We start from the raw sequence: 21,154 nt of genomic DNA, 5'->3' as shown, positions 1-21,154 counted from the left end.
GTGCACGGCGGTAATGACAACCTGGTTGTCATGTCTGATCTCTCCGACCTCTTCTGGATCGACGAAGGCACCGGCCGCCCCCTCGTCCTGCTGCACGGCGGCTTCCTCGACCACCACATGTGGGACGACCAGATCGCGCATCTGGCGGCGGCCCACCGCGTCATCGCCCCCGACGCCCGCGGCCACGGCCGGTCCCCCAACGCCGCGGGGCCGTTCCGACACACGGACGATCTCGCCGCGCTGCTGCGCCAGTTGGGCGTTGGCCCGGCGGTCCTGGTGGGCATCTCGATGGGAGCCAGTATCGCGATCGACACCGCGCTGGAGCACCCGGCGTTGGTCGGCGGCGTGGTGATCAGCGGCGCCGGCACCAGCGAGCCGTACTTCACGGACCCGTGGACGACCGGGATCTGGACCACCTGGCAGGCGGCGATGGCCGCGGGCGATGTGGCGGCCGCGGTGGAGGCGTTCACCGTCTTCGGGGCAGGCCCGCACCGCACCCTGAGCGACATCGACCCCCGCGTCGTGGACCGCCTGCGCACGATGACGTGGAACACGATGTCCAAGCACACCGCGGAGGAGCCCGACTGGAGCGTCCCCCTCAAGGACACCTGGCTCCGCGCCGCCGCGATCCCGGTCCCGGTCCGCGCCGTCAACGGCGCGCTCGATTCCCCCGACCACATCGGCATGGCGGAGCGCCTGACGAGCAGCGTCACCGACGGCCTGGCGGTCTCGATCCCCGACGTCGCGCACTATCCGAACATGGAACATCCGGAGGCCTTCAACCAGGCGCTCGCGGCGTTCTTGCGCGACATGTGACGGCGCCCGCCAGGATCGCCACGACTCCCGAGATCGCCAGCCCGAGCAGCGCGCCGGCGAACGGCCCGCCCGCGGCGACCCCGCCGAGCAGGCCCACACCTATCGAGTACGAGGCCCAGGCCGCCTCGGCGACACCAGAGGCGACGAGAAACCGGCCCGGCCGTACGTCGACGAGCCCGGCCGACACCGCGCCGACGAACCGCCCGGTGGGCAGGAACCGGATGCCGATGATGAACGGGATCCCGTGCCGACGCACCCGTACAGCAGCCCAATCGAGCAGCACGGCACGCCGCCGCTTGCGCCGCAGCCGCCGCACCACCGGCCCTCCGAACCGCCGCGTCGACCGATACACCAGCAGGTCGCCGAGGATGGCGGCGCCCATCACCACCAGCAGCACCAGGACGAGTTGGAGACGGCCGTCCGCCGCCATGGCCCCAGCACTGACGAGCAGCCACGAATTGGGCACCAGCGGGGGCATGACGCACAGAAAAAGAAGGCCGTAAACCAAGTAGTCGGGCATAACTACAGGTAAAGGTACGAAAGTTAATAAAACGAGAGGGGGCGACGTATCTCGGGGAAACCTCTGGGAGTGACCCCTAGGGGGCGCGGAGTGCGGCTTCACGACCGAAGGGACCGACGCCCAAGTGCCGGTCCAGGACACCACGATGCCCGCGCACGACACGAGACACACTGGGGCAGCCACCCCAAACGAGGTGGGGCTACCCCCCGGCAGCCTCGTACTCGTGCGCGCGCCCGCCGCGCCACTGGATGATCGGCGAGTCCCCGGACACCAGTTGATCGGCATCATCCAGTCCGGCCCGGCGCAGGAACTCGACCAGGTCGTGGTCGTCACAGGCGAGACCGAAGTCCACGCCGCCGACCGTGACCCTTCGCCCTCCGCCCGACGCGGACGACCTGTGCACGACTATCTCCGGCACCATGCACCCACCGCCACCACGAGCTTCGCCCTGCGAGCCAGAGGCGGCGTCACGCCCGACTCCGCGCCCGCCGGCGCAGTTCCGCTTTCTGCGTCGGAGTGAGCTTCTCGCCCGCCAACACCCGGGACAGATACAGCAGACGCCGCCGCAGAGCGGTACGACCGGGCCGATCGGCAAGCTGCCGGTAGGTCGCGTCCCACTCCCGCTGTGTCTGAACGAGGTCTTCAGTGATCGTGTTCCGCATAACCCAGATTAGATCGCGTGTTCGATTTTCAACGCAAGCCGACACGCACGGCGCGGTCGGCACGCGCGCTTATGATCACGCCACGTCAACCAAGGGGCGCTGCTCACCGGATGCAACTCGGGGGAGGGCGCGAGCGATGGGGCGGCCGCCCAGAAAGCAGCACGCGCGAAGCCTGCCGCCAAGCCAGTCGCTGTACTGAAGGCCGGCCATCTCAAGCGCGCGCTGCCCGATGGGCGATCCCTCCCGGGATGGAAGCGGATCGGGCAACCCCTGACGGAAAGTGATGGCTTCCTGTGTGCGCCGTTCGGCGGTTCAGATGCTCGGACGTGGTCGTCGACGGCAACATCAACTTCACACGTGGCGCGCTCAGAACGCCCGACTGGCTCCGCTTCAGGTTCAACGTCTATTCGTGCAGCACCCCAGGTGCGGCCCATGGCCTCTACGAGAAGCTCGACACCGGCGACGAGAAGTTTCCTTCCATGGGTGACGAAAGCAACGCGGAGCGCAAGATGGTCGGCAAGCAGGCGTACTTCGGCACCAAGGTGCGCGTAGGGACGACGCTTCTCTGGGTCTACGTCACAGGCTCGAAGGAAGCTGTCACGGCTGAACGGGCCGAGGCGGCGACGCGGCTACTGACCAAGCGGGTCCAGCAGGCCCACCAGGGTCTGCCCCCTGACGCACAGGCACGCGTCGTCTCCTGAGCGGGGACAGGTCGCGATCACGGCGTGGCAGCGGCGTACGCTCCGGATCATGACCGTTTACGACGCAGTAGAAATCAACAGCCTGCAGGGCGGGTCCGCCGACCCGAGCCAGTACCTCGGCAAGGCCGTCCTGATCGTCAACGTCGCCTCGAAGTGCGGGCTCACGCCGCAGTACACCGCCCTGGAGGAGCTCCAGAAGCAGTACGCGGACCGTGGGTTCACGGTGCTGGGCGTGCCCTGCAACCAGTTCATGGGGCAGGAGCCCGGTACCGCCGACGAAATCTCCGAGTTCTGCTCGGCGACGTACGGCGTCACGTTCCCCATGACGGAGAAGGTCGACGTCAACGGCGAGGAGCGGCACCCGTTGTACGCGAAGCTTGTGGACACGGCGGATGCCGAGGGGCACACAGGCGATGTTCGTTGGAACTTCGAAAAGTTCTTGGTGAACGGTTCCGGTGACGTCGTCGCCCGCTTCTCGCCCCAGACGACGCCGGACGCCCCGGAGGTCGTGGCGGCCATCGAGCGGGAGCTCTCGACCGGCAGCTGAACGAACCGGGAGCGGGCAGGAGGTGCCGGCGGTCCTGCTGCGCCTCCACCTCCCCCGTAGCACCATGGCTACATGCTGTTCGCCCGGCTCGCTCAGGTGTCCCAGGACGTCGCCGCCGCCTCCGCGCGGTCGCGGAAGATCGCGCTGCTTGCCGAGTTGTTCCGGGACGCCGATCCGGACGACGTGCCGATCGTCATCCCGTATCTGGCGGGGCGGCTGCCCCAGGGGCGGCTCGGCGTCGGGTGGCGGGTGCTGAGCGAGCGGGTCGAGGCGGCGCCGGAGCCCCGACTGAGCGTGCAGGACGTCGACGCACTGATGACCGAGCTCGGGGATGTGTCCGGCGCCGGGTCGCAGGCCGAGCGGAAGCGGCTCGTCGGGCAGCTGATGGGGGCCGCGACCGAGGGTGAGCAGCGGTTTCTGTTCGGGCTCGTGACCGGTGAGGTGCGCCAGGGCGCCCTGGACGCCGTCGCGACCGAGGGCCTTGCGCAGGCGACGGGCGCGGCCCCCGCCGACGTACGGCGTGCCGTGATGCTGGCGGGTGGGCTGCAGGACGTCGCGCAGGCGCTCCTCGCCCGCGGACCCGAGGCGCTCGACGAGTTCCGGCTCATCGTCGGCCGGCCCGTGCTGCCGATGCTCGCGCACAGCGCAGGTGGCGTCGGCGAGGCGCTCGCCACGTTGGGTGCCTGCGCCGTGGAGGAGAAGCTCGACGGCATTCGCGTGCAGGTTCATCGGGACGGCGATGTCGTACGCGTCTACACACGGACGCTCGATGACATCACCGGCCGGCTTCCCGAAGTCACCGACGCCGTACGGGAGTTCCCCGGTGACCGGTTCATTCTCGACGGGGAGGTCATCGCGCTCGGCGAGGACGGTCGGCCGCGGGCGTTCCAGGATGTCGCGGGGCGGGTCGGTTCGCGGGTCGACGTCGCGCGTGCGGCGAAGGCGCTGCCGGTCTCCCCCGTGTTCTTCGATGTGCTGTACGTCGACGGGCGGGATCTGCTGGACCTGCCGTTCGCCAGGCGGCACGAGCAGCTGGCCCGGCTCGTGCCGGAGGCGATGCGGGTACGGCGCCTCGTGGTCGAGGACGACGGCGCGGACGCCGCCGAGGCGTTCTTCGCGGACACCCTCACGCGCGGCCATGAGGGGGTTGTACTCAAAGGGCTCGAGGCCCCGTACAGCGCGGGCCGCCGCGGCGCGTCCTGGGTGAAGGTCAAGCCCGTGCACACGCTGGACCTGGTCGTCCTCGCCGCCGAGTGGGGGCACGGGCGGCGCACCGGGAAGCTGTCCAACCTGCACCTGGGCGCTCGCCGCCCCGACGGCACGTACGCGATGCTCGGCAAGACGTTCAAAGGGCTCACCGACGCGCTGCTGACCTGGCAGACGCAGCGGCTGCGCGCCCTGGCCGTCAGTGACGACGGTCACGTCGTGACCGTGCGGCCCGAGTTGGTCGTGGAGATCGCCTACGACGGGTTGCAGCGCTCGACGCGCTACCCGGCAGGCGTGACGCTCCGCTTCGCGCGCGTGGTGCGGTACCGGGAGGACAAGCCTGCCGAGCAGGCGGACACGGTGGAGGCGGTGCTCGCCGCGCATCCCCCGCTCGGCGCGTGACCGTGTCGATGCACGACCGCTCGGCGTACGGCCTCGTATGACTTCGTACGGCCTTTTCTACGCCTGACCGTTTTTTTGCCAAAGCTTGGCGCGTATAGGGTGACGGACATCCATCTAAAGTTGCATCTGCCATCTATTGGTCGCCGGGACAGCGGCCACGCACGGACAAGGGGAGAGACGTGCCCGCTTCACGCCTTAGCAGGACACCATTGCCGGGAATCGGCTACCGCTACGACCTCACGACCCGCGAGCAGCGTCAGCTGTCGGTCGTCGCCCATCGGGACGGGGGCCGCACCCTCAGCGCCTACCGGGCGGACGACCCGGACGCCTGCGACCTGTCGCTCAAGCTGACGTCGGGGGAAGCGACGTATCTCATCGACGCGCTGATGCCCTCGCACCACAGCCCGAACCTGCTGCACACCACCGACCTGGGGCTCGTCGCCGAGCGCATCGAGATTCCGGGCGCCTCGATCTGGAACGGGCGGCTGCTCGGCGAGACGAAGATGCGGACCGATACCGGCGCGTCGATCGTGGCCGTACTGCGCCGCGCCGACGCGATTCCGTCGCCGACGCCGGACTTCCGGCTCGCGGGCGGCGATACGGTCATCGTCATCGGTACCCGCGAGGGCGTCGACGCGGCGGCCATGATTCTGGGGCGGGAGTGACCGCATGCACAGTGCTCTCTTTCTGATCGAATTCGGTGCCATCACCTTGGCACTCGGGCTGCTCGGGCGGCTCGCGGGACGGCTGAGATTCTCACCGATCCCGCTGTACCTCCTGGCGGGACTCGCGTTCGGCGAGGGCGGTCTGCTGCCGCTCGGCGCGAGCGAGGAGTTCGTCGCCATCGGCTCCGAAATAGGCGTGATCCTGCTGCTGTTGATGCTCGGTCTCGAGTACACGGCCAGCGATCTCGTCACCAATTTGAAGACGCAGTATCCCGCCGGCCTCGTCGACATGACGTTCAACGCGCTGCCCGGTGCCATCGCCGCGCTGCTCATGGGGTGGGGTCCCGTGGCGGCCATCGTGCTCGCCGGTGTCACCTGGATCTCGTCCTCGGGCGTGATCGCCAAGGTGCTCGGGGACCTGGGCCGGCTCGGCAACCGCGAGACGCCGGTGATCCTCAGCATTCTGGTGCTCGAGGACCTGGCGATGGCGGTGTACCTGCCCATCATCACGGCGCTGCTCGCCGGTGTCGGCTGGGCGGCCGGCGGACTCACGCTCGCCATCGCGCTCGGCGCCGCGGGTCTGGTGCTGTTCATCGCGGTGCGGTTCGGGCGGCACATCTCGAAGTTCGTCTCCAGCGACGACCCGGAGAAACTGCTCCTCGTGGTGCTCGGTCTGACCATCCTGGTCGCGGGCCTCGCACAGCAGCTCCAGGTGTCCGCGGCCGTGGGCGCGTTCCTCGTGGGCATCGCGCTGTCCGGTGAGGTCGCCGAGAACACGCATACGCTGCTGTCCCCGCTGCGCGACCTGTTCGCGGCCGTCTTCTTCGTCTTCTTCGGCCTGCACACCGACCCGGCGAGCATTCCGCCGGTGCTGCTGCCCGCGCTGCTGCTGGCCGTGGTCACGGCCTGCACGAAGATCGCGACGGGGTACTGGGCAGCGCGCCGGGCGGGGATCTCCGTCAAGGGACGCTGGCGGGCCGGTGGCGCCCTGGTGGCGCGCGGCGAGTTCTCCATCGTGATCGCGGGCCTCGCCGTGACCTCCGGAATCGAGCCACGCCTCGGCCCGCTGGCCACCGCGTACGTGCTGATCCTGGTGATCGTGGGCCCGCTCACCGCGCGGTTCGTCCAGCCCCTCGCGCAGCGGCTTTTCCCGCAGCGCCAGGCGGCGGTCGTGGGCGCGGGTACGGGTACGGGTACGGGTGCGGTTCCCGAGCCGCGCGCGATCGAGCAGTCCGCGCAGGGGGACGCGAAGCCGGACGCGGAGCCGGACACCGAGCCGGGCGGCAAGCCCGACGAGAAGCCGGCCGCCCTGGACGAGCACAGCCGCTGACGAACCTCCGCTGACGCTCAGCACAAACCGCCGAACTCGGCATCCGACGGGGCCGCCCTCCAGACATGGGGGCGGCCCCGTTCTCCATGTCTGCGGAACGGCCCCGTTCCCTCTCCAGTCGCCTGCCATGACCAGGGCGCTTAGCGTGGTGGGCGAAGTCGATCGGGGGGTCCGGTCGTTTGGAGGCCACGATGGATCGCTCGTCCGACACCTCGCAGGCAGGCGCCGAACCCGGCATACAGAACTCCCCGCCCGACGGCGGCTCCGTGCCGTACGCGGGCGGGGGCAGGCACGAGCACCGATGGCTGATCCTCGCCGTGATCGGCCTGGCACAGCTGATGGTCGTCCTCGACGCCACCATCGTGAACATCGCGCTGCCGTCCGCCCAAAAAGACCTCGGGTTCTCCGACGGAAACCGGCAGTGGATCGTCACCGCCTACTCCCTTGCCTTCGGCAGTCTGCTGCTGCTCGGCGGACGGATCGCCGACCTCGTCGGCCGCAGGGCCGTTTTCCTCGTGGGCCTCGTCGGCTTCGCGGTGGCCTCGGCGCTCGGTGGTGCGGCGACCAGCTTCGAGATGCTGGTCGCGGCGCGCGCACTGCAGGGCGCGTTCGGCGCGCTGCTCGCGCCGGCCGCGCTCTCCCTGCTGACGACGACGTTCACCGACCCCAAGGAGCGGGCCAAGGCCTTCGGCATCTACGGCGCCATCGCCGGTGCGGGCGGTGCGGTCGGGCTGCTGCTCGGCGGTGTGCTGACCGAGTATCTCGACTGGCGCTGGTGCCTGTTCGTGAACCTCGCCTTCGCCGCCTTTGCGTTCCTGGGCGGCCTGCGTCTGTTGCACGGCGGGCGTCCCACGGACCGTCCGAAGCTTGACGTACCCGGCACGATCCTGGTGTCGGCGGGCCTGTTCTGCATCGTGTACGGGTTCTCCAACGCCGAGACCCATGACTGGAGCGCGTTCGCGACGTGGGGCTTCCTGGTGATCGGCGCGGTGCTGCTGGCCGCGTTCGCCTGGTTCGAGACGCGCGCCACGCATCCACTGCTGCCGCTGCGCGTGCCGCTCGACCGGGATCGCGGCGCGTCGTACCTGGCGATGTTCATCGCCGGTGCGGGCATGTTCGGCGTATTTCTCTTCCTGACGTACTACTTGCAGCAGATCCTGGGGTTCTCGCCGGTGCAGACCGGTGTGGCGTTCCTGCCGATGGTCGCCTGCATGATCTTCTCGTCGATGATCACGCAGAACTCCCTCGCGCCGAGGTTCGGGCCGAAACCGATCGTTCCGCTGGGCATGGCCCTGGCGGTGGGGGCGATGATCTGGCTGACCTTCCTCGACATCGACAGCACGTACGCCGGTCATGTGCTGCCGCCGACGTTGGTGATGGGCCTCGGCATGGGCATGATCTTCGCGACGGCCATGAACCTCGCCACCTCCGGTGTCGCGACGCACGACGCGGGAGTCGCCTCCGCGATGGTCAACACCAGCCAGCAGGTGGGCGGTTCGATCGGCACGGCGCTGTTGAACACGCTGGCCACGACCGCCGCGACCAGCTACCTCGTCGGCAAGCGGCCCACACCGCTGGTGCGGGCACAGGCCGCGATCGAAAGCTATTCGACCGCCTACTGGTGGTCGGCTGCCTTCTTCGGCGTCGGCTTCGTCGTGACGCTCCTCCTGTACCGGCCGGGGCCGCCGAAGGTGATGTCCGGCGAGGGGTCGGCCGTGCACATGTGAGGCGGGGCGGGGCGCGCGGCGGCTGCGCCGGTGCGATCGGCTCGTACGCCGTCGATTCGTGTGGCTTCGGTTCTCCCGACTTCGGTTCGTACGCCGTCGGTTCGTACGCCGTCGGTTCGTACGCCGTCGGTTCGTACGGTCCGCCCAGGGGGCATACCCCCTGAGCACAGTCCGCCCGCCGGGCAAGTGGCAGGACGGGTGGCTGCGTCGCGCGGGGCGGACGAGACAGTGGCAAGGGGACCGTCATGCGTGGCGTGCCGTACGAGGCGAACCAGGTGGACAGCGAGCGGCTGGCGACGGCGTTCGTGGAAGTGGCCGACGCCGCCGTACACGGTGGTGCGCAGGCCCTCGGTGCACTCGTCGGCAACTGTGTGTCGCTGCTCGGAGTCGCGTCGGCGGTGGCGGTGCTGAACCCGCCCGCGACCCGGGTCGAGGTCGCGGCGTCCGACCCACGCGGCCTGCGCCTGGAGCGGGCCGCACTGACCTGGGGCGAGGGCCCCGGTCTGGACTGCCGCAGCTCCGCCACGGCCATCAGCGGCGTTCCGCTGGCGCATCCGTACGCGCGCGCCAACTGGCCGTCGTACACGGCGATGGCGCGCAGCCTGGGCTTCGCGTGTGTGGTGGCGGTGCCGCTGCGGGCCTCGGACCGGGCGGTGGGCTCGCTGAGCCTGCTGTCGGAGCGGCCGGGGCCGATCGGGCCCCTGCGGTTGCGTCTGGGGCAGCATCTCGCGGACGCGACGGCGTTAGGGGTCGTGCCGCGGGGGCGGGCCTGAACGAGCACCTGCTCCTCCCCCGCGTCCGCGGCCTGGGGGTTTTCCCCCAGCAAGGTCGGAGGACAACCTCGTTCCGGCGGATCGTCCCGCTTCCTAGCGTGGATGTCACACGAAAGATGCGACGTCGGAGCACGCGGGCAGAGGGAGTCGGGATGATCGAGGCCAGGGGTCTCACCAAGCGGTACGGCGAGACGGTCGCCGTTGAGGACCTGAGTTTCCGGGTGCGCCCCGGGAGCGTCACGGGCTTCCTCGGGCCGAACGGGTCGGGGAAGTCCACGACCATGCGCATGATCATGGATCTCGACCGGCCGGACGCCGGGCACGCCACCATCGACGGCCGCCCGTACGCGGAGCTGGACTGGCCGTTGCGCCAGGTCGGCGCGTTGCTTGAGGCCCGCACATTCCATCCGGGCCGCAGCGCGCGCAGCCATCTCGCGGCGCTCGCCGCGGGCGGTGGCATCGACCCGGCGCGGGTGGACGCGGTCCTTGAGACCGTCGGTCTGGCCGCAGTCGCGCACAAGCGGGCGGGTTCGTTCTCGCTCGGCATGGCGCAGCGCCTCGGGATCGCGTCGGCGCTCCTGGGCGACCCGGCGGTGCTGCTGTTCGACGAGCCGGTGAACGGCCTGGACCCCGAAGGCGTCCGCTGGGTACGGGAGTTGCTGCGCTCGCTGGCCGCCGAGGGACGTACAGTCCTGCTGTCGAGCCATCTGATCAGCGAGATGGCCCTCACGGCCGACCATCTCCTGGTGATCGGCCAGGGCAGACTGCTCGCTGACACATCGGTCGCCGAACTCACTGCGGACGGACGGTCGTTGGAGGAGTCGTTCTTCGCGCTCACCGGCGGCGCGGCCGTGTACCAGGCAGGAGGAGCCCGATGAGCACCATGCCGTACACGCCCGCCTTGGCGGGGCACTACGGCTTCCGGCAGGCCGCCCGGATGGAGTGGATCAAACTGCGGAGCCTGCGCTCGACGATGTACGCGCTGCTCCTCACCGTGGTCGGCATGATCGCCATGGGCGTCGTGACGATCGCCAACACCAAGGCGCCGCAAGGGGCTTCGAAGGTGGCGTCCTTCGACCCGACGAACAACGTCTTGGCGGGCGTGGCCCTCGGTCAGCTCATCATCGGCGTGCTGGGCGTCCTCGTGATATCAGGCGAGTACTCGTCGGGGACGATCCGCTCGACGTTGGCCGCGGTCCCCGACCGGCGGCTCGCGCTGGCGGCGAAGGCCGCGGTGTTCGGCGGGCTCGCGCTGGCCATCGGCGAGGTGGTGACGTTCGTGACGTTTCTCGCGGGGACCGCGGCGCTCTCCCCCGGTGTGCCGCGGCCCTCGCTCGGTGACCCCGTCGTGCTGCGCGCCGTGCTGATGTCGGGCGCGTATCTGGCGATGGTCGGCCTGATGGGCCTTGGGATCGGCGCGATCACCCGGCACACGGCGAGTGCGATAGGTGTCCTGGTCGGCATCACGTATGTGCTGCCCGCGCTGCTGGCCGGGACCACGGGGCCGGCGGTCGCGAAGTTCTTCCCGACGATGATCGCCGGCAATTCGCTGGCGGTGACGGTGCCGGTCGACGGGATGCTGTCGCCGTGGGCCGGGTTCGGGGTGCTGTGCCTGTACACGGCGGCGTTCCTCGCCGTGGGCGACCGGCTGCTGGCGCGCCGCGATGCCTGACTTCCCCTTCGTCGGCCTGCCGACCGTGCGGGCGGCGCTGACGGCCTGCGTGACGCGGCGGGCGTGGGCGGAGGCGGCGTACTGCCTCCTGTGCTACGCCCCCGCGCTGGCGGGTTTCCTCCTCGTCGTGGTCGCCCTGGCTCTGGGGTCCGCGCTGACTCTGACGGTGGTCGGGGCGGTTCTCGGCGCGGTGTTCCTGCTGGCCGGGCTCTACCTGGCCCGCGGCCTCGGCGCGCTGCATCGAAGCCTTGCCGGTGTGCTGCTCGGCGAGCGGGTGCTGGCGCCGGGCCCGCCGCCGGCCGAGGGCGGGATGTTCGCGCGCGTGGAGGCGCGACTGCGGGACGGGACTGCGTGGCGGGCGGTCGCGTACGTGCTGGTGAAGCTGCCGCTGGCGACGGTGGGCCTGTACGGGGTGATGTGGTGGGTGATCGGCGCGGTGAACATGGCGGCGCCGGTGCGGTGGGCGTTCACGCCGGAGGACCTGACGCTGGTGACGCCGTTGCCATGGGGTGGGCAGCCGCAGGTGCACTCGCTGACCGGTGCGTTCGGTGCCGCGCTGCGGGGTGTGCTGATCGTAGTGATCGCGCCGTGGCTGATACGGATCGCCGTCAAGGCGGATCGCACGCTGATGCCGGCGCTGCTCGGTCCCGGCGAACTGGCGGACCGTGTACGCGACTTGGAGGAGAAGCGGGCGCTGGCGGTGGAGGAGGCCAATGAGCGGCTGCGCCGGCTCGAGCGGGATCTGCACGACGGGGCGCAGGTCCGTCTGGTGGCGCTCGCGATGAGTCTGGACATGGTGCGTGAGCAGTTGGACGACCGGGACCGGCCGGAGCTGCACCGCATGGTGGAGGCGGCGCGGGACAACGCGACGGAGGTCCTCACGGAGCTGCGCGATCTCTCGCGTGGCCTGCACCCGCCCGCGCTCGACGGCGGGCTCGGTGACGCGCTGAGCACGCTCGCGGCGCGCAGCACGCTACCGGTGGACGTCAGCGTGGATCTGCCGGAGCGGCCGGCGCCCGCGATGGAGAGCCTGGCCTACTTCTGCGCGGCGGAACTGCTGGCCAACGCGATAAAACACAGCGGGGCGCGGCACTGCGGGGTGGAGTTGGCCGCCGGGGACGGCACGTTGCGGCTGCGGGTGACGGACGAAGGGAAGGGCGGTGCACGCGTGGAACCGGGCGGCGGTCTCGCGGGCCTGGTGCAGCGGACCCGGACGGTGGACGGGTCGCTGGAGGTGACGAGCCCGCCGGGCGGGCCGACAGCGGTGACGGTGTCGCTGCCGCTGCACACGTAGGCGCGGCGGAGGCGAGAGCGGGCGGGAGGCGGGAGGCGAGAGCGCGAAGTGAATACGGACAGAACTACGGACGGAACTACGGGCAGGACTACGGAGAGATCACGTGAGACGATCCCGGCCATGCGCGTAGTCATCGCCGAGGACGCCGCTGTGCTGCGGGAGTTGCTGGCCCAGATGTTGTCCATGCGGGAGCACGAGGTCGTGGCGGCGGTGAGTGACGCGGATGCGCTGCGAGCGGCGGTCGCGGAACACCGGCCCGACGTGACAGTCGTCGACATCCGCATGCCGCCGACGCACACCGACGACGGGCTGCGCGCGGCGATCGACATCCGGCGCGAGCAGCCAGGGACCGGTGTGCTGCTGTTCTCGCAGTACGTGGAGACGAAGTACGCCACGCGACTGCTCGCCGAGGGCTCGGCGGGCGTCGGATATCTGCTGAAGGAACGGGTGGCGAACGTCGCGGAGTTCACGGACGCGCTCACCCGGGTCGCGGCGGGCGGCACCGCGCTTGACCCGGAGGTGGTGACGCAGCTCGCGGGCGCGGGCCGGGCGACCGAGGAGCTGAGTTCGCTCACGGAGCGGGAGCGGGACGTGCTGGAGCTGATGGCGGAGGGCCGGTCGAACGCGTCGATCGCCGAGTCGCTGCATGTGTCGGCGGGCACGGTGGAGAAGCACGTCGCGGCGGTCTTCGGGAAGCTGGGGCTTCCCGTGTCGGAGGATCACAATCGCCGTGTACTCGCGGTCATCCGGTTCCTGCACCGAGACTTGGCGCATGGCTGATGGGACGAGGCGAGGAAAGCGCAGCGCGGGCCTGCTTCTCTTCCGGCGCGCGGCGGGAGGGGCGGAAGGGGTCGAGGTGCTGCTGGGGCATATGGGCGGCCCGTTCTGGGCGCGAAGGGACGCGGGCGCGTGGGGTGTGCCGAAGGGCGAGTACGAGCCGGGTGAGACGCCGTGGGAGGCGGCGCGGCGGGAGTTCCAGGAGGAGCTGGGACTCCCGCCGCCGGCAGGGACCGCGCTGCCGCTGGGTGAGACGGTGCAGTCCGGCGGCAAGCACGTGACCGTGTGGGCGGTGGAGGCGGATCTGGATCCGGCGGAGATGGTGCCGGGGACGTTCACGATGGAGTGGCCGCGCGGTTCCGGTCGCATGGCGGAGTTTCCCGAGCTGGACCGGGTGGCCTGGTTCGGCCTCGATCCGGCGCGGGACCGGATCGTGAAGGCGCAAGCGATCTTCCTCGACCGGCTCGCGGCTCAGGTGTTCTGAACCGGGCGATCGTGCCAGCGGCTCTTCAGGCGTGCGCCGCGGTGCGGTGACTGCGGACAGTGATCAGCGGCGATGATCCAAGGGGCGGGCGTCTGACGGGCCTGCCCGCGGGTACCCGGGATCGCCCCGCGGCCCGCGTTGCGCGCGTCCGTGGCGCGCGGGAAGGTCATAGGAACCCCGCAGAGGAGGTCGGCAGCATGCCCATCGCGACGGTCAACCCGGCGAACGGCGAGACCCTCAAGACGTACGAGGCCCTGTCCGCGAAGGAGATCGAGCGCAGGCTCGCCCTGGCGGCGCGCGCCTTCGACTCGTACCGGACGACGACGCTCTTCGATCGGGCGAGGCTGCTGCAGCGGGCCGCGGACCTGCTGGAGGCGGACGCGCCCGACGTCGCCCGCACGATGACGACCGAGATGGGCAAGCCGGTCGCGGCGGCTCGGGCCGAGGCGTTGAAGTGCGTGAAGACGATGCGTTGGTACGCGGAGCACGCGTCGGAGCTGCTCGCGGACGAGCATCCGGCGGAGTCTGACGTGCACGATTCGGGCGCGGTGCGGGCGCACGTGCGCTATCGGCCGCTCGGCCCGGTGCTCGCGGTGATGCCGTGGAACTTCCCGCTGTGGCAGGTCGTGCGGTTCGCGGCGCCCGCTCTCATGGCCGGGAACGTGGGCCTGCTCAAGCATGCGTCGAACGTGCCGCAGACCGCCCTCTACCTGGAGGATCTCTTCCACCGGGCCGGTTACCCCGAGGGTTGTTTCCAGACGCTGCTGATCGGTTCGGGCGCGGTCGAGGGGATTCTGCGCGACGAGAGGGTGGTCGCGGCGACGCTCACCGGCAGCGAACCGGCCGGCCGTTCCGTGGCCTCGATCGCGGGCGACGAGGTGAAGAAGACGGTCCTGGAGCTGGGCGGCAGCGACCCGTACGTGGTGCTGCCGTCGGCGGACGTGGCGAAGGCGGCGGAGAAGGCCGTTACGGCGCGCGTGCAGAACAACGGTCAGTCGTGCATCGCGGCCAAGCGGTTCATCGTGCACGAGTCGGTGTTCGAGGAGTTCCGGGACGCGTTCGTGTCCGGCATGCGGGAGCTGCGGGTGGGCGATCCGCTCGACGAGGACACGGACGTCGGCCCGCTCTCCAGCGAGCAGGGGCGCAGCGATCTGGAGGAGCTGGTCGACGACGCGGTGGAGAGCGGCGCGACCGTGCTGTGCGGCGGGCAGCGACCGAAGGACTTCGCCGACCACGGCTGGTTCTACGAGCCGACCGTCATCGCCGATGTGACCCCGGAGATGCGTATCCACCTGGAGGAGACGTTCGGTCCGGTGGCGACCCTGTACCGGGTCGCGGACCTGGACGAGGCGATCGCCGTCGCCAACGACACGCCCTTCGGGCTGAGTTCCAACCTGTGGACCGGTGACGAGGACGAGATCGAGCGCTTCGTGCGCGACAGCCAGGCCGGCGGCGTCTTCGTCAACGGCATGACGGCCTCGCACCCGGCCCTCCCCTTCGGCGGCGCGAAGCGTTCCGGCTACGGCCGCGAGCTGTCGGACCACGGCATCAAGGAGTTCTGCAACATCACCACGGTGTGGATCGGGGCCTGACAGCAACACGTCGACGGCTCCCCCGCGGCGAGCCGTCGACGCACGGGCGACCCGCCCCGGCGAGCCGCGCCCCCGCGCACAGCCCGTGCAACAGGTCGCTCCCGGAGCTGTGGCCGACGGCGAGCAGGTCGCTGACCGGTGCGGCCAGATCCGCGCCGGTTGCCGCCGCGTGCAGCAGCGCCGCCACCTGCGGAATGCAGTGACCGTCGGCGGCGTGCCGCAGGAGCGCGGCCGAGACCGGAGGTGTACGTGTTCCGGCCTGTTCCGCGGTGGCTACGAGGACGGGCAGCCAGGTGGCTGGCAGCGGGGAGAGGCGGGCGGCGAGCAGCAGGCCGCACAGAAAGTCGTCGCCGGATGGAGTGGCTCCGGGCCCCAGACCCAACAGGTCATCGGCAGCGCGGCGTCCCGCACCGACGGCCCCGTGCGCGAGGGCGCGGACGAGCACGGTCGCCGCGGGGCGGGCCTCGGCGGCCAGGGGGCGGGGCGGACGCAGCCGTGCGAGCCGGTCGAGGGCGGGGCCGTGCGGGGTGTCCTGGACGCGGGGCGGCGCCCAGAACTCCCCAGCGGCCAGCCGCAGATGCCCGACCGCGACGCGCCCGCCCCCGATCCGGCCCGCGTCCCCGACCGCCACGCCGCCGAACGGCCGCTCCCCCGCCGCCCGCGGCAGCACCACGGCGGTCGGCACGCGCACGGCTCCGGGCACGATCACGGCGAGCGCGGTGTCACCGTCGTACGGCAGCAGGTACAGGGCCTGCCGGGCGACGGCCATGACACGGGCGGGGCGTGGCGGCCCGGCCAGCAGGGTGCGGGTCAGGGTGCTGACGGTGCAGGGCAGGTGGGCGGGGCTCATGCCCGGGGAGCAGCCATGTCGCCGGCCGCCTCCGAAACCGCGAACCCCTCCGGAATCGAGGCCGCCTCCGGATCCCCGAACGGCTCCGGAACCCCGAACGCCTCCAGCGCCTTGCGGAAGCACTCCAGCGGCGCGTGTGCCAGGCCCGCGCCGATCTGGCCGATGCCGGGTTCGCGGTGTGCGATGCCCGTGGTGACAACCGGTTCGATGCCGGTGTCGAGGACGGCCCGCACGTCGATGCCGACCGGTGAGCCGATGCCGCCGAGGGCCGGCAGCCGGTAGGCCTCGTGCCGGGCGAGCGTGATGCGGGCCATGTCGCGGCTGGTGCGCAGCGCCTCCTCCACGGTGCCGCCGACGAAGCCGGTGATGGCGGGCGCGGCGGCGAGGGCGAAGCCGCCGAGGCCGTTGGTCTCGGTGATGGCGCTGTCGCCGATGTCGGGGTTGGCGTCCTCGGGCCCGTATCCGGCGAAGTACAGGCCCCGCACCTCGGCGGCGGGCGCCGTGAACCAGGCGTCGCCGAGGCCGCTGACGCGGATGCCGACCTCGACGCCGTTGCGGGCGAACGCCGTGACGAGTGTGGAGTGGGCGACGCCGTGGGCGGCGGAGGTGGCGAGTTTGGCGGCCGCCATCGAGAAGTTGAGGAACCAGTAGTGGTTCCCGGCGAGGAACTCCAGGACCTCGGGGCCGTGCGGAACGCGCGCGAGCGGCGCGGCGATGTCCCGCAGCAGCAGCGCGGAGGCGGCGGTGTTGCGGCTGTGGCACTCGTCGCCCATCTGGAGTGCCTGGGCGACGACGGAGCGCAGGTCCACGCCGTCGGGCCGGTCGGCGAGGGCGGCGCGCAGCGCGGGGGCGAGTACGTCGGCCATCCAGCGCAGCCGGTCCATCACGTCGTCGCCGAGCGCCCCGTAGCGCAGGCAGCGGCCCGCTCCCTCGTTGAGGTTGGCGTAGGCGCGTCGCCCGGTGGCCGGGTCCTCGACGACGAGCACGGACATGGACGGGGAGGTGATGCCGCCCATGGGGCCGACGGCCTCGTGGTGGTGGCACGGCTCGAAGCGCAACGCGCCCGAATTCGCGAGGAGTTCGGCCTGTTCCGGGGTGTCGGCCCAGCCTTCGAGCAACGCGGCACCGATGACCCCCGCACGCATCGGGCCGCACATGTGGGCCCAGTCGACGGGCGGTCCGGCGTGCAGGAGGACGCGTTCGCCGGTGGCCCGGTCGTCGAGCACCGGCAGGACGTCGCGGGCGGTGCGCACGTCGCGCCACACGGGTCGCACGGCGAGCAGCCGGTCGACTGCCGTGCGGTTGGCCGCCTCGACTGCTTCATGGCCGGTGAGTTCGGCCAGCTTCCAGGCGAGGTCGGGGTCGCCGCCCGCGGGCGGCCGCCAGTCGAGGGTGCTGACGTGGGCGCCTGCGGTGCGAGGCACATCACTGAAGTCGGCCACGCCGACGGCGGCGATACGTGGCGGGGTGTCGCCCGCGTTGAGCAGATCGGAAACGAGGTGAGGGGTCATGTGCGGCCTCCTGGATGAAAGTTGGCGTGGGGCGGGACGGGCGGGCGTCACGCGATGGCTGGCGGGCGGTGAGGCGAACTGGCGTCACCCAACGGACGGCGTGCGGTGAGGCGGAGGCCCTCACGCGACGGTCGGCGCGGGCCGGTGTTCGGCCGTCTCCGGCAGCGGCACCCGGGACCCGGCGTCCGCCCGCACCTGGCGGCGCGAAAGGCGTCAGCCGCAGCGTCGAGCAGGCGGCTTCAGCCGCGTCGAAGCGGCATCACTGTCCCGCCCTCGCCGCAGGCACCAACTCCGCCGCGTCCCGTCGCGGTTCGTCCCCCGCCTCCACCAACGACACCGCCCACTCCGCCGCATCCGTGCTGGTCGGCGCCAACAGCGCACCCGCCTTCTCCAGGCGCGCCCGCACCGCGTCGACGTCCTGTGGGTCGCCATCCGTGCCGACGACGAAGGCGATGACCGGCGGCCGCCCCCGCTCCCCGGCCCGTTCCAGCTCGGTCGCGAGCGGCCCGGCAGGGTCTGCGCCCGCGCCGTGTCCGAGGACGACGTCCAGGACCACGGCCGCGGTGTCGGGATCGGACAGTGCGGCGCGCAGATGGGCGGCGCGCACCGTGGGGTCGATCATCGGGTGGGGGCGGCCCGCGGTGTAGGCGTCGTCGCCGAGGTCGAGCACCACGTGGCCTCCAGGCAGGGCAATTTGGCGACCGGGAACGTAGGGGTCGACGGCTGTAACAGCCCCCGGCAGCAGTTGCCGCGCCTCGTAGGCGAAGGTTCCGCCCGCGTACAGGGCGCGGAGGTACCGTCCGGGTCCCGCGTCCACGGCGGGCGGCGCCCACTGCGGTGCCCGTACGCCGCCGAGGGTGCGCACCACCGCGCGGACCGCGTCGCGCAGGGTGCCGACAACGGTGACGGAGCCCGACGCCCCGTGCCGCCCGGCGCCCGCGAGATCGCCGAGCGCGGCAGGCCTTTCGGTACCGAGGAACGCGGCGACGACCGGCTTGCCCGTACGTCCTGCACGGGCGATGACGCGCTCGGCCACCTCGGGCGCGGGCGGCTTCGACACCAGCACGATCAACTCGCAGCCGGGGTCGGCGGCGAGCAGGTCGAGCGCGTCGAGCGTGGTGCGCGCGCCGACCTCCGCGCCGAGGTCGCGGCCGCCGGTCCCGATCATCTGCCGGACCCCTTCGCCTGCGGCGTCCAGTAGGCAGGACACCTGCTGAAGTCCCGTTCCAGAGGCGCCGATCAGGCCGACGCGGCCGGGGCGCAGGACGTTGGCGAAGCCGAGCGGGACACCGTCCAGGACGGCGGTGCCGCAGTCGGGTCCCATGGCGAGCAGGCCGCGACGGTGTGCCTCGTCCTTGATGCGGATCTCCTGTTCGACGGGGACGTTGTCGCTGAAGACGAAGGCGTGCATGCCGCAGCGCAGCGCCTTGAGCGCTTCGGCCGCCGCGTACGGGCCGGGGGTGGAGATCAGCGCGAGGGCGGTCGCCGGGTCGGCCTCGGTGAGGGCGCGCGGCACCCGGGCGTCGGGCTCGGCGCTCTCGGAGGCGGCGGGCTGTTCGAGCAGCGCGGGCACCTCGCCCAGGGCGTGCTCGATCGCGTCGGCGGTGCCGCGCAGCGCGACGATCAGGTCGGCGGGGCGTGCGACGCGGCCGTCGTCGGTGAGGAGTTGGGCGTCGGCGAGCAGCCGCAGGTTGGGTTCGGTCGCCATGACGAGGCTGGCGGCCGTGATGCCGGGCAGCCCGGTGAGGTGCTGGGCCGCGCGCATGAGCGCGACGGAATCGGCGTAGGCGTCGCACCGCACGGAGTTCGACGTCAGGGTGTCCGGGGCGGGGTGGCCGTCGGTGGCGGGCGGGGTGGGCTCCATGGCAGCGACGCTACGGCCGCCACCCGGGCGCGGTCTTCGGCGAGCGGTGCCAGCGCGCGGGTGTGGATCACCGGCACCGGCTGACAGTGACCGGGCCGCCGACGACGCACCAGCATGTTCGGGGACACCCGCAGCCCTACCCCGCCGCGTACCGACGCCGCCACGGTGGCCGAAGCGCCGGTCCGGCCACCGTCAGTGCGCGCGTGCGCTGAGCAACCGGTGGGCGTGGACGGCCAGTTCCGTCTGGAGGCGGCGCATCGGGTCCTTGTCGGGTGCGCCGGTAAGACGTTCGATCTGCTTCAGGCGGTAGCGCAGCGTGTTGTAGTGGATGTGGAGTTCCTCGGCTGCCTCGACGCCGTTGCGGTCGTGTCGCAGATACACGGTGAGGCTGTGCACGAGGCTGCCGTCGTGCCCGGCGTCGTAGGTCAGCAGGGGGCCGAGGGCGTCGTCGACCAGTGCGTGGAGTTCGCCCGCGGGCAGCTGGTCAAGCAGCCGGTACACCCCGCTCTCCTCGTGGAGCCGGACGAACGAGCGGGCGGGGCCCTCCAGCTCACGGCCGAGCGCGAGCGCGCTGAGTGCCTCGCTGTGGCTGAGGTGGAGTTCGGTGAAGTCGCCGCGGATCGTGCCCGCCGCGACGGCCACGGTGCGCCCCGGGCAGGCGGCGGCAACTGCGCGTCGCAACGCCTCGCAGCGACCGCGCAGTTCGGCGCCGTCGGGGGCCACGAGGGCGGTGAGGCCTCCGGGGGTGCCCCAGGCGGGCGTGTGGGCTCCCAGTGCGGTGCGGGCGGCGGCGAGCAGGCGTTCCTCGGCGAGGCGGGCGCCGCCGCCGTCCGGGGGCGCCGCGGCCTCGACGACCACGGCGGCGCGCGGGCGCTCCAGGTCCCAGCCGAGGGCCGCGGCCCGGCGCGCCGACTCCGCGCGGTCGCGCGGCGGGTGGGAGACGAGTTCGGTCAACAGCAGGGTGCGGTACCGGCGTTCGCGCTCGGCCAGTACGCGTTCCTGCACGGCGAGCATCCCGGCGAGGCTGGCCACGTGGTCGGCGGCGGTGCCCCACTCCTCGCCGGGCGTGCAGCCGGGCCCGGCCCATAGGGCGACCTCGCCGGCGCTGCGGTGCCCGACGGCGATCGGCCGGGTCACGGACGCGGGGGTGCCCTCGGGCACGTCCCCCGCCGCCGCGAGGAGAGTGCCGTCCGGGCCGCGGATCGCCGCGGGGCAGCCGGTCTCCGCCGCCAGCAGGACGACGAGTTCGCCGTAGGAGCCGCCCCCGAGGACGGCCTGCGAGAGCCGGTCGCGCAGCGCCTGCGAACGCTCCAGGCTGAGCGCCTGCCGGTTGAGTACGGTGCCGATGACCTCGGAGAGGATGTCGTTCAGCATGACGTCGCCGAGCAACTCGACGATGGGGAAGCCCAGTTCGTCGGCGCTGCGCAGCATCGGGGCGGGCAGCCGCGGCAGGTAGGGGCCGACCTTCACGCCGAGGGCCGCAAGTCCGCGGTCGGCGAGTTCGGGCACCAGGCCGGTGAGCGCCTGCTCGTCGTCGCGGACCGCGTAGGCGGTGGTGAGGAGGAACTCGCCGCCGCGCATCCAGCGGATGATGTCCGGCACTTCCATGATGTTGGCGACCCTGATGCCGCGGCGCGCGCCCGCCTCCCCGGCCACCAGACGGGCACCCGCGAGCGCGGGCAGCTCCAGCGCCTGTGCCACGGTCAGGGCCGCGGCGCCGGCGGGGCCGGGTGCCGTCACAGTGCGCGGAACAGGGGTCAC

The 21,154-nt window shown here is 71.7% G+C and carries 20 protein-coding genes; 14 read left to right on the top strand and 6 right to left on the bottom strand.

Annotated elements, in window-relative coordinates:
- The first annotated feature begins 30 nt into the window (after positions 1-30).
- Entirely contained in the window at positions 31-816 is a 786-nt protein-coding gene (locus ACWD2L_RS05670; protein WP_351331444.1) for an alpha/beta fold hydrolase, read from the top strand.
- Here the strand turns inward: ACWD2L_RS05670 and ACWD2L_RS05665 are convergent.
- Together ACWD2L_RS05665 and ACWD2L_RS05660 are read right to left on the bottom strand one after the other, a co-directional pair.
- Positions 779-1,294 carry a DedA family protein gene (locus tag ACWD2L_RS05665; protein ID WP_351331443.1) on the bottom strand — a complete coding sequence of 172 codons (516 nt, stop codon included), beginning with the start codon at positions 1,292-1,294 and terminating at the stop codon, positions 779-781. The two genes, ACWD2L_RS05670 and ACWD2L_RS05665, sit on opposite strands and share 38 nt — an antisense overlap.
- A gap of 241 nt (positions 1,295-1,535) precedes the next feature.
- The gene (locus ACWD2L_RS05660; RefSeq protein WP_451187277.1) at positions 1,536-1,688 is read right to left on the bottom strand and encodes a hypothetical protein; all 153 of its coding nucleotides are present in this window, start codon (positions 1,686-1,688) and stop codon (positions 1,536-1,538) included.
- Between the two features lie 636 nt (positions 1,689-2,324).
- Here ACWD2L_RS05660 and ACWD2L_RS05655 point away from each other — a divergent pair.
- The 13 genes from ACWD2L_RS05655 (at position 2,325) to ACWD2L_RS05595 (ending at position 15,168) form a co-directional block, all read left to right on the top strand.
- Positions 2,325-2,699: a hypothetical protein gene (locus ACWD2L_RS05655; RefSeq protein ID WP_351331440.1), complete on the top strand. Its 375-nt coding sequence runs from the start codon at positions 2,325-2,327 to the stop codon at positions 2,697-2,699.
- A gap of 49 nt (positions 2,700-2,748) precedes the next feature.
- Positions 2,749-3,246: a glutathione peroxidase gene (locus ACWD2L_RS05650; RefSeq protein WP_351331439.1), complete on the top strand. Its 498-nt coding sequence runs from the start codon at positions 2,749-2,751 to the stop codon at positions 3,244-3,246.
- 72 nt (positions 3,247-3,318) lie between these two features.
- Positions 3,319-4,854 (top strand): ATP-dependent DNA ligase, encoded by a 1,536-nt coding sequence (locus ACWD2L_RS05645; RefSeq protein ID WP_351331438.1) that lies wholly within the window; start codon positions 3,319-3,321, stop codon positions 4,852-4,854.
- A 179-nt stretch (positions 4,855-5,033) separates the two neighbouring features.
- Positions 5,034-5,519 carry a cation:proton antiporter regulatory subunit gene (locus tag ACWD2L_RS05640; RefSeq protein WP_351331437.1) on the top strand — a complete coding sequence of 162 codons (486 nt, stop codon included), beginning with the start codon at positions 5,034-5,036 and terminating at the stop codon, positions 5,517-5,519.
- Between the two features lie 4 nt (positions 5,520-5,523).
- On the top strand, positions 5,524-6,849 hold the full coding sequence (locus ACWD2L_RS05635) for a cation:proton antiporter (protein WP_351331436.1): 1,326 nt from the start codon (positions 5,524-5,526) through the stop codon (positions 6,847-6,849).
- A 191-nt stretch (positions 6,850-7,040) separates the two neighbouring features.
- Positions 7,041-8,576, top strand: coding sequence for an MFS transporter (locus ACWD2L_RS05630; RefSeq protein WP_351331435.1), 1,536 nt, complete (start codon positions 7,041-7,043; stop codon positions 8,574-8,576).
- A gap of 245 nt (positions 8,577-8,821) precedes the next feature.
- The gene (locus ACWD2L_RS05625) at positions 8,822-9,349 is read left to right on the top strand and encodes a GAF domain-containing protein (protein ID WP_351331434.1); all 528 of its coding nucleotides are present in this window, start codon (positions 8,822-8,824) and stop codon (positions 9,347-9,349) included.
- Between the two features lie 152 nt (positions 9,350-9,501).
- Positions 9,502-10,227, top strand: coding sequence for an ABC transporter ATP-binding protein (locus ACWD2L_RS05620; protein ID WP_351331433.1), 726 nt, complete (start codon positions 9,502-9,504; stop codon positions 10,225-10,227).
- Positions 10,224-11,021, top strand: a complete 798-nt coding sequence (locus tag ACWD2L_RS05615) for an ABC transporter permease (protein WP_351331432.1) — start codon at positions 10,224-10,226, stop codon at positions 11,019-11,021. The genes ACWD2L_RS05620 and ACWD2L_RS05615 overlap by 4 nt, the downstream gene beginning before the upstream one ends.
- Complete coding sequence (locus ACWD2L_RS05610; RefSeq protein ID WP_351331431.1) at positions 11,014-12,315, top strand: sensor histidine kinase; 1,302 nt, start codon at positions 11,014-11,016, stop codon at positions 12,313-12,315. Before ACWD2L_RS05615 ends, ACWD2L_RS05610 begins: the two co-directional genes overlap by 8 nt.
- 120 nt (positions 12,316-12,435) lie before the next feature.
- Positions 12,436-13,095 (top strand): response regulator transcription factor, encoded by a 660-nt coding sequence (locus ACWD2L_RS05605; protein WP_351331430.1) that lies wholly within the window; start codon positions 12,436-12,438, stop codon positions 13,093-13,095.
- Complete coding sequence (locus ACWD2L_RS05600) at positions 13,088-13,576, top strand: NUDIX domain-containing protein (protein ID WP_351331429.1); 489 nt, start codon at positions 13,088-13,090, stop codon at positions 13,574-13,576. Before ACWD2L_RS05605 ends, ACWD2L_RS05600 begins: the two co-directional genes overlap by 8 nt.
- A gap of 197 nt (positions 13,577-13,773) precedes the next feature.
- Positions 13,774-15,168 (top strand): NADP-dependent succinic semialdehyde dehydrogenase, encoded by a 1,395-nt coding sequence (locus ACWD2L_RS05595; RefSeq protein WP_351331428.1) that lies wholly within the window; start codon positions 13,774-13,776, stop codon positions 15,166-15,168.
- On the opposite strand, the gene ACWD2L_RS05590 is transcribed toward ACWD2L_RS05595, so the two are convergent.
- The 4 genes from ACWD2L_RS05590 to ACWD2L_RS05575 form a co-directional block, all read right to left on the bottom strand.
- Positions 15,143-16,018 (bottom strand): DUF2877 domain-containing protein, encoded by an 876-nt coding sequence (locus tag ACWD2L_RS05590; protein WP_351331427.1) that lies wholly within the window; start codon positions 16,016-16,018, stop codon positions 15,143-15,145. The two genes, ACWD2L_RS05595 and ACWD2L_RS05590, sit on opposite strands and share 26 nt — an antisense overlap.
- Positions 16,015-17,529, bottom strand: coding sequence for a YlbE family protein (locus ACWD2L_RS05585; protein ID WP_351331426.1), 1,515 nt, complete (start codon positions 17,527-17,529; stop codon positions 16,015-16,017). Before ACWD2L_RS05585 ends, ACWD2L_RS05590 begins: the two co-directional genes overlap by 4 nt.
- Positions 17,530-17,788: 259 nt before the next feature.
- Positions 17,789-19,393 (bottom strand): transcriptional regulator, encoded by a 1,605-nt coding sequence (locus ACWD2L_RS05580; protein WP_351331425.1) that lies wholly within the window; start codon positions 19,391-19,393, stop codon positions 17,789-17,791.
- Between the two features lie 192 nt (positions 19,394-19,585).
- The gene (locus ACWD2L_RS05575) at positions 19,586-21,154 is read right to left on the bottom strand and encodes a PucR family transcriptional regulator (protein WP_351331424.1); all 1,569 of its coding nucleotides are present in this window, start codon (positions 21,152-21,154) and stop codon (positions 19,586-19,588) included.

The organism is Streptomyces sp. NPDC002754 (assembly GCF_053592315.1).
Note: the sequence above shows the minus strand (reverse complement) of the source record. Positions and strands in the feature narration are given on the sequence as shown.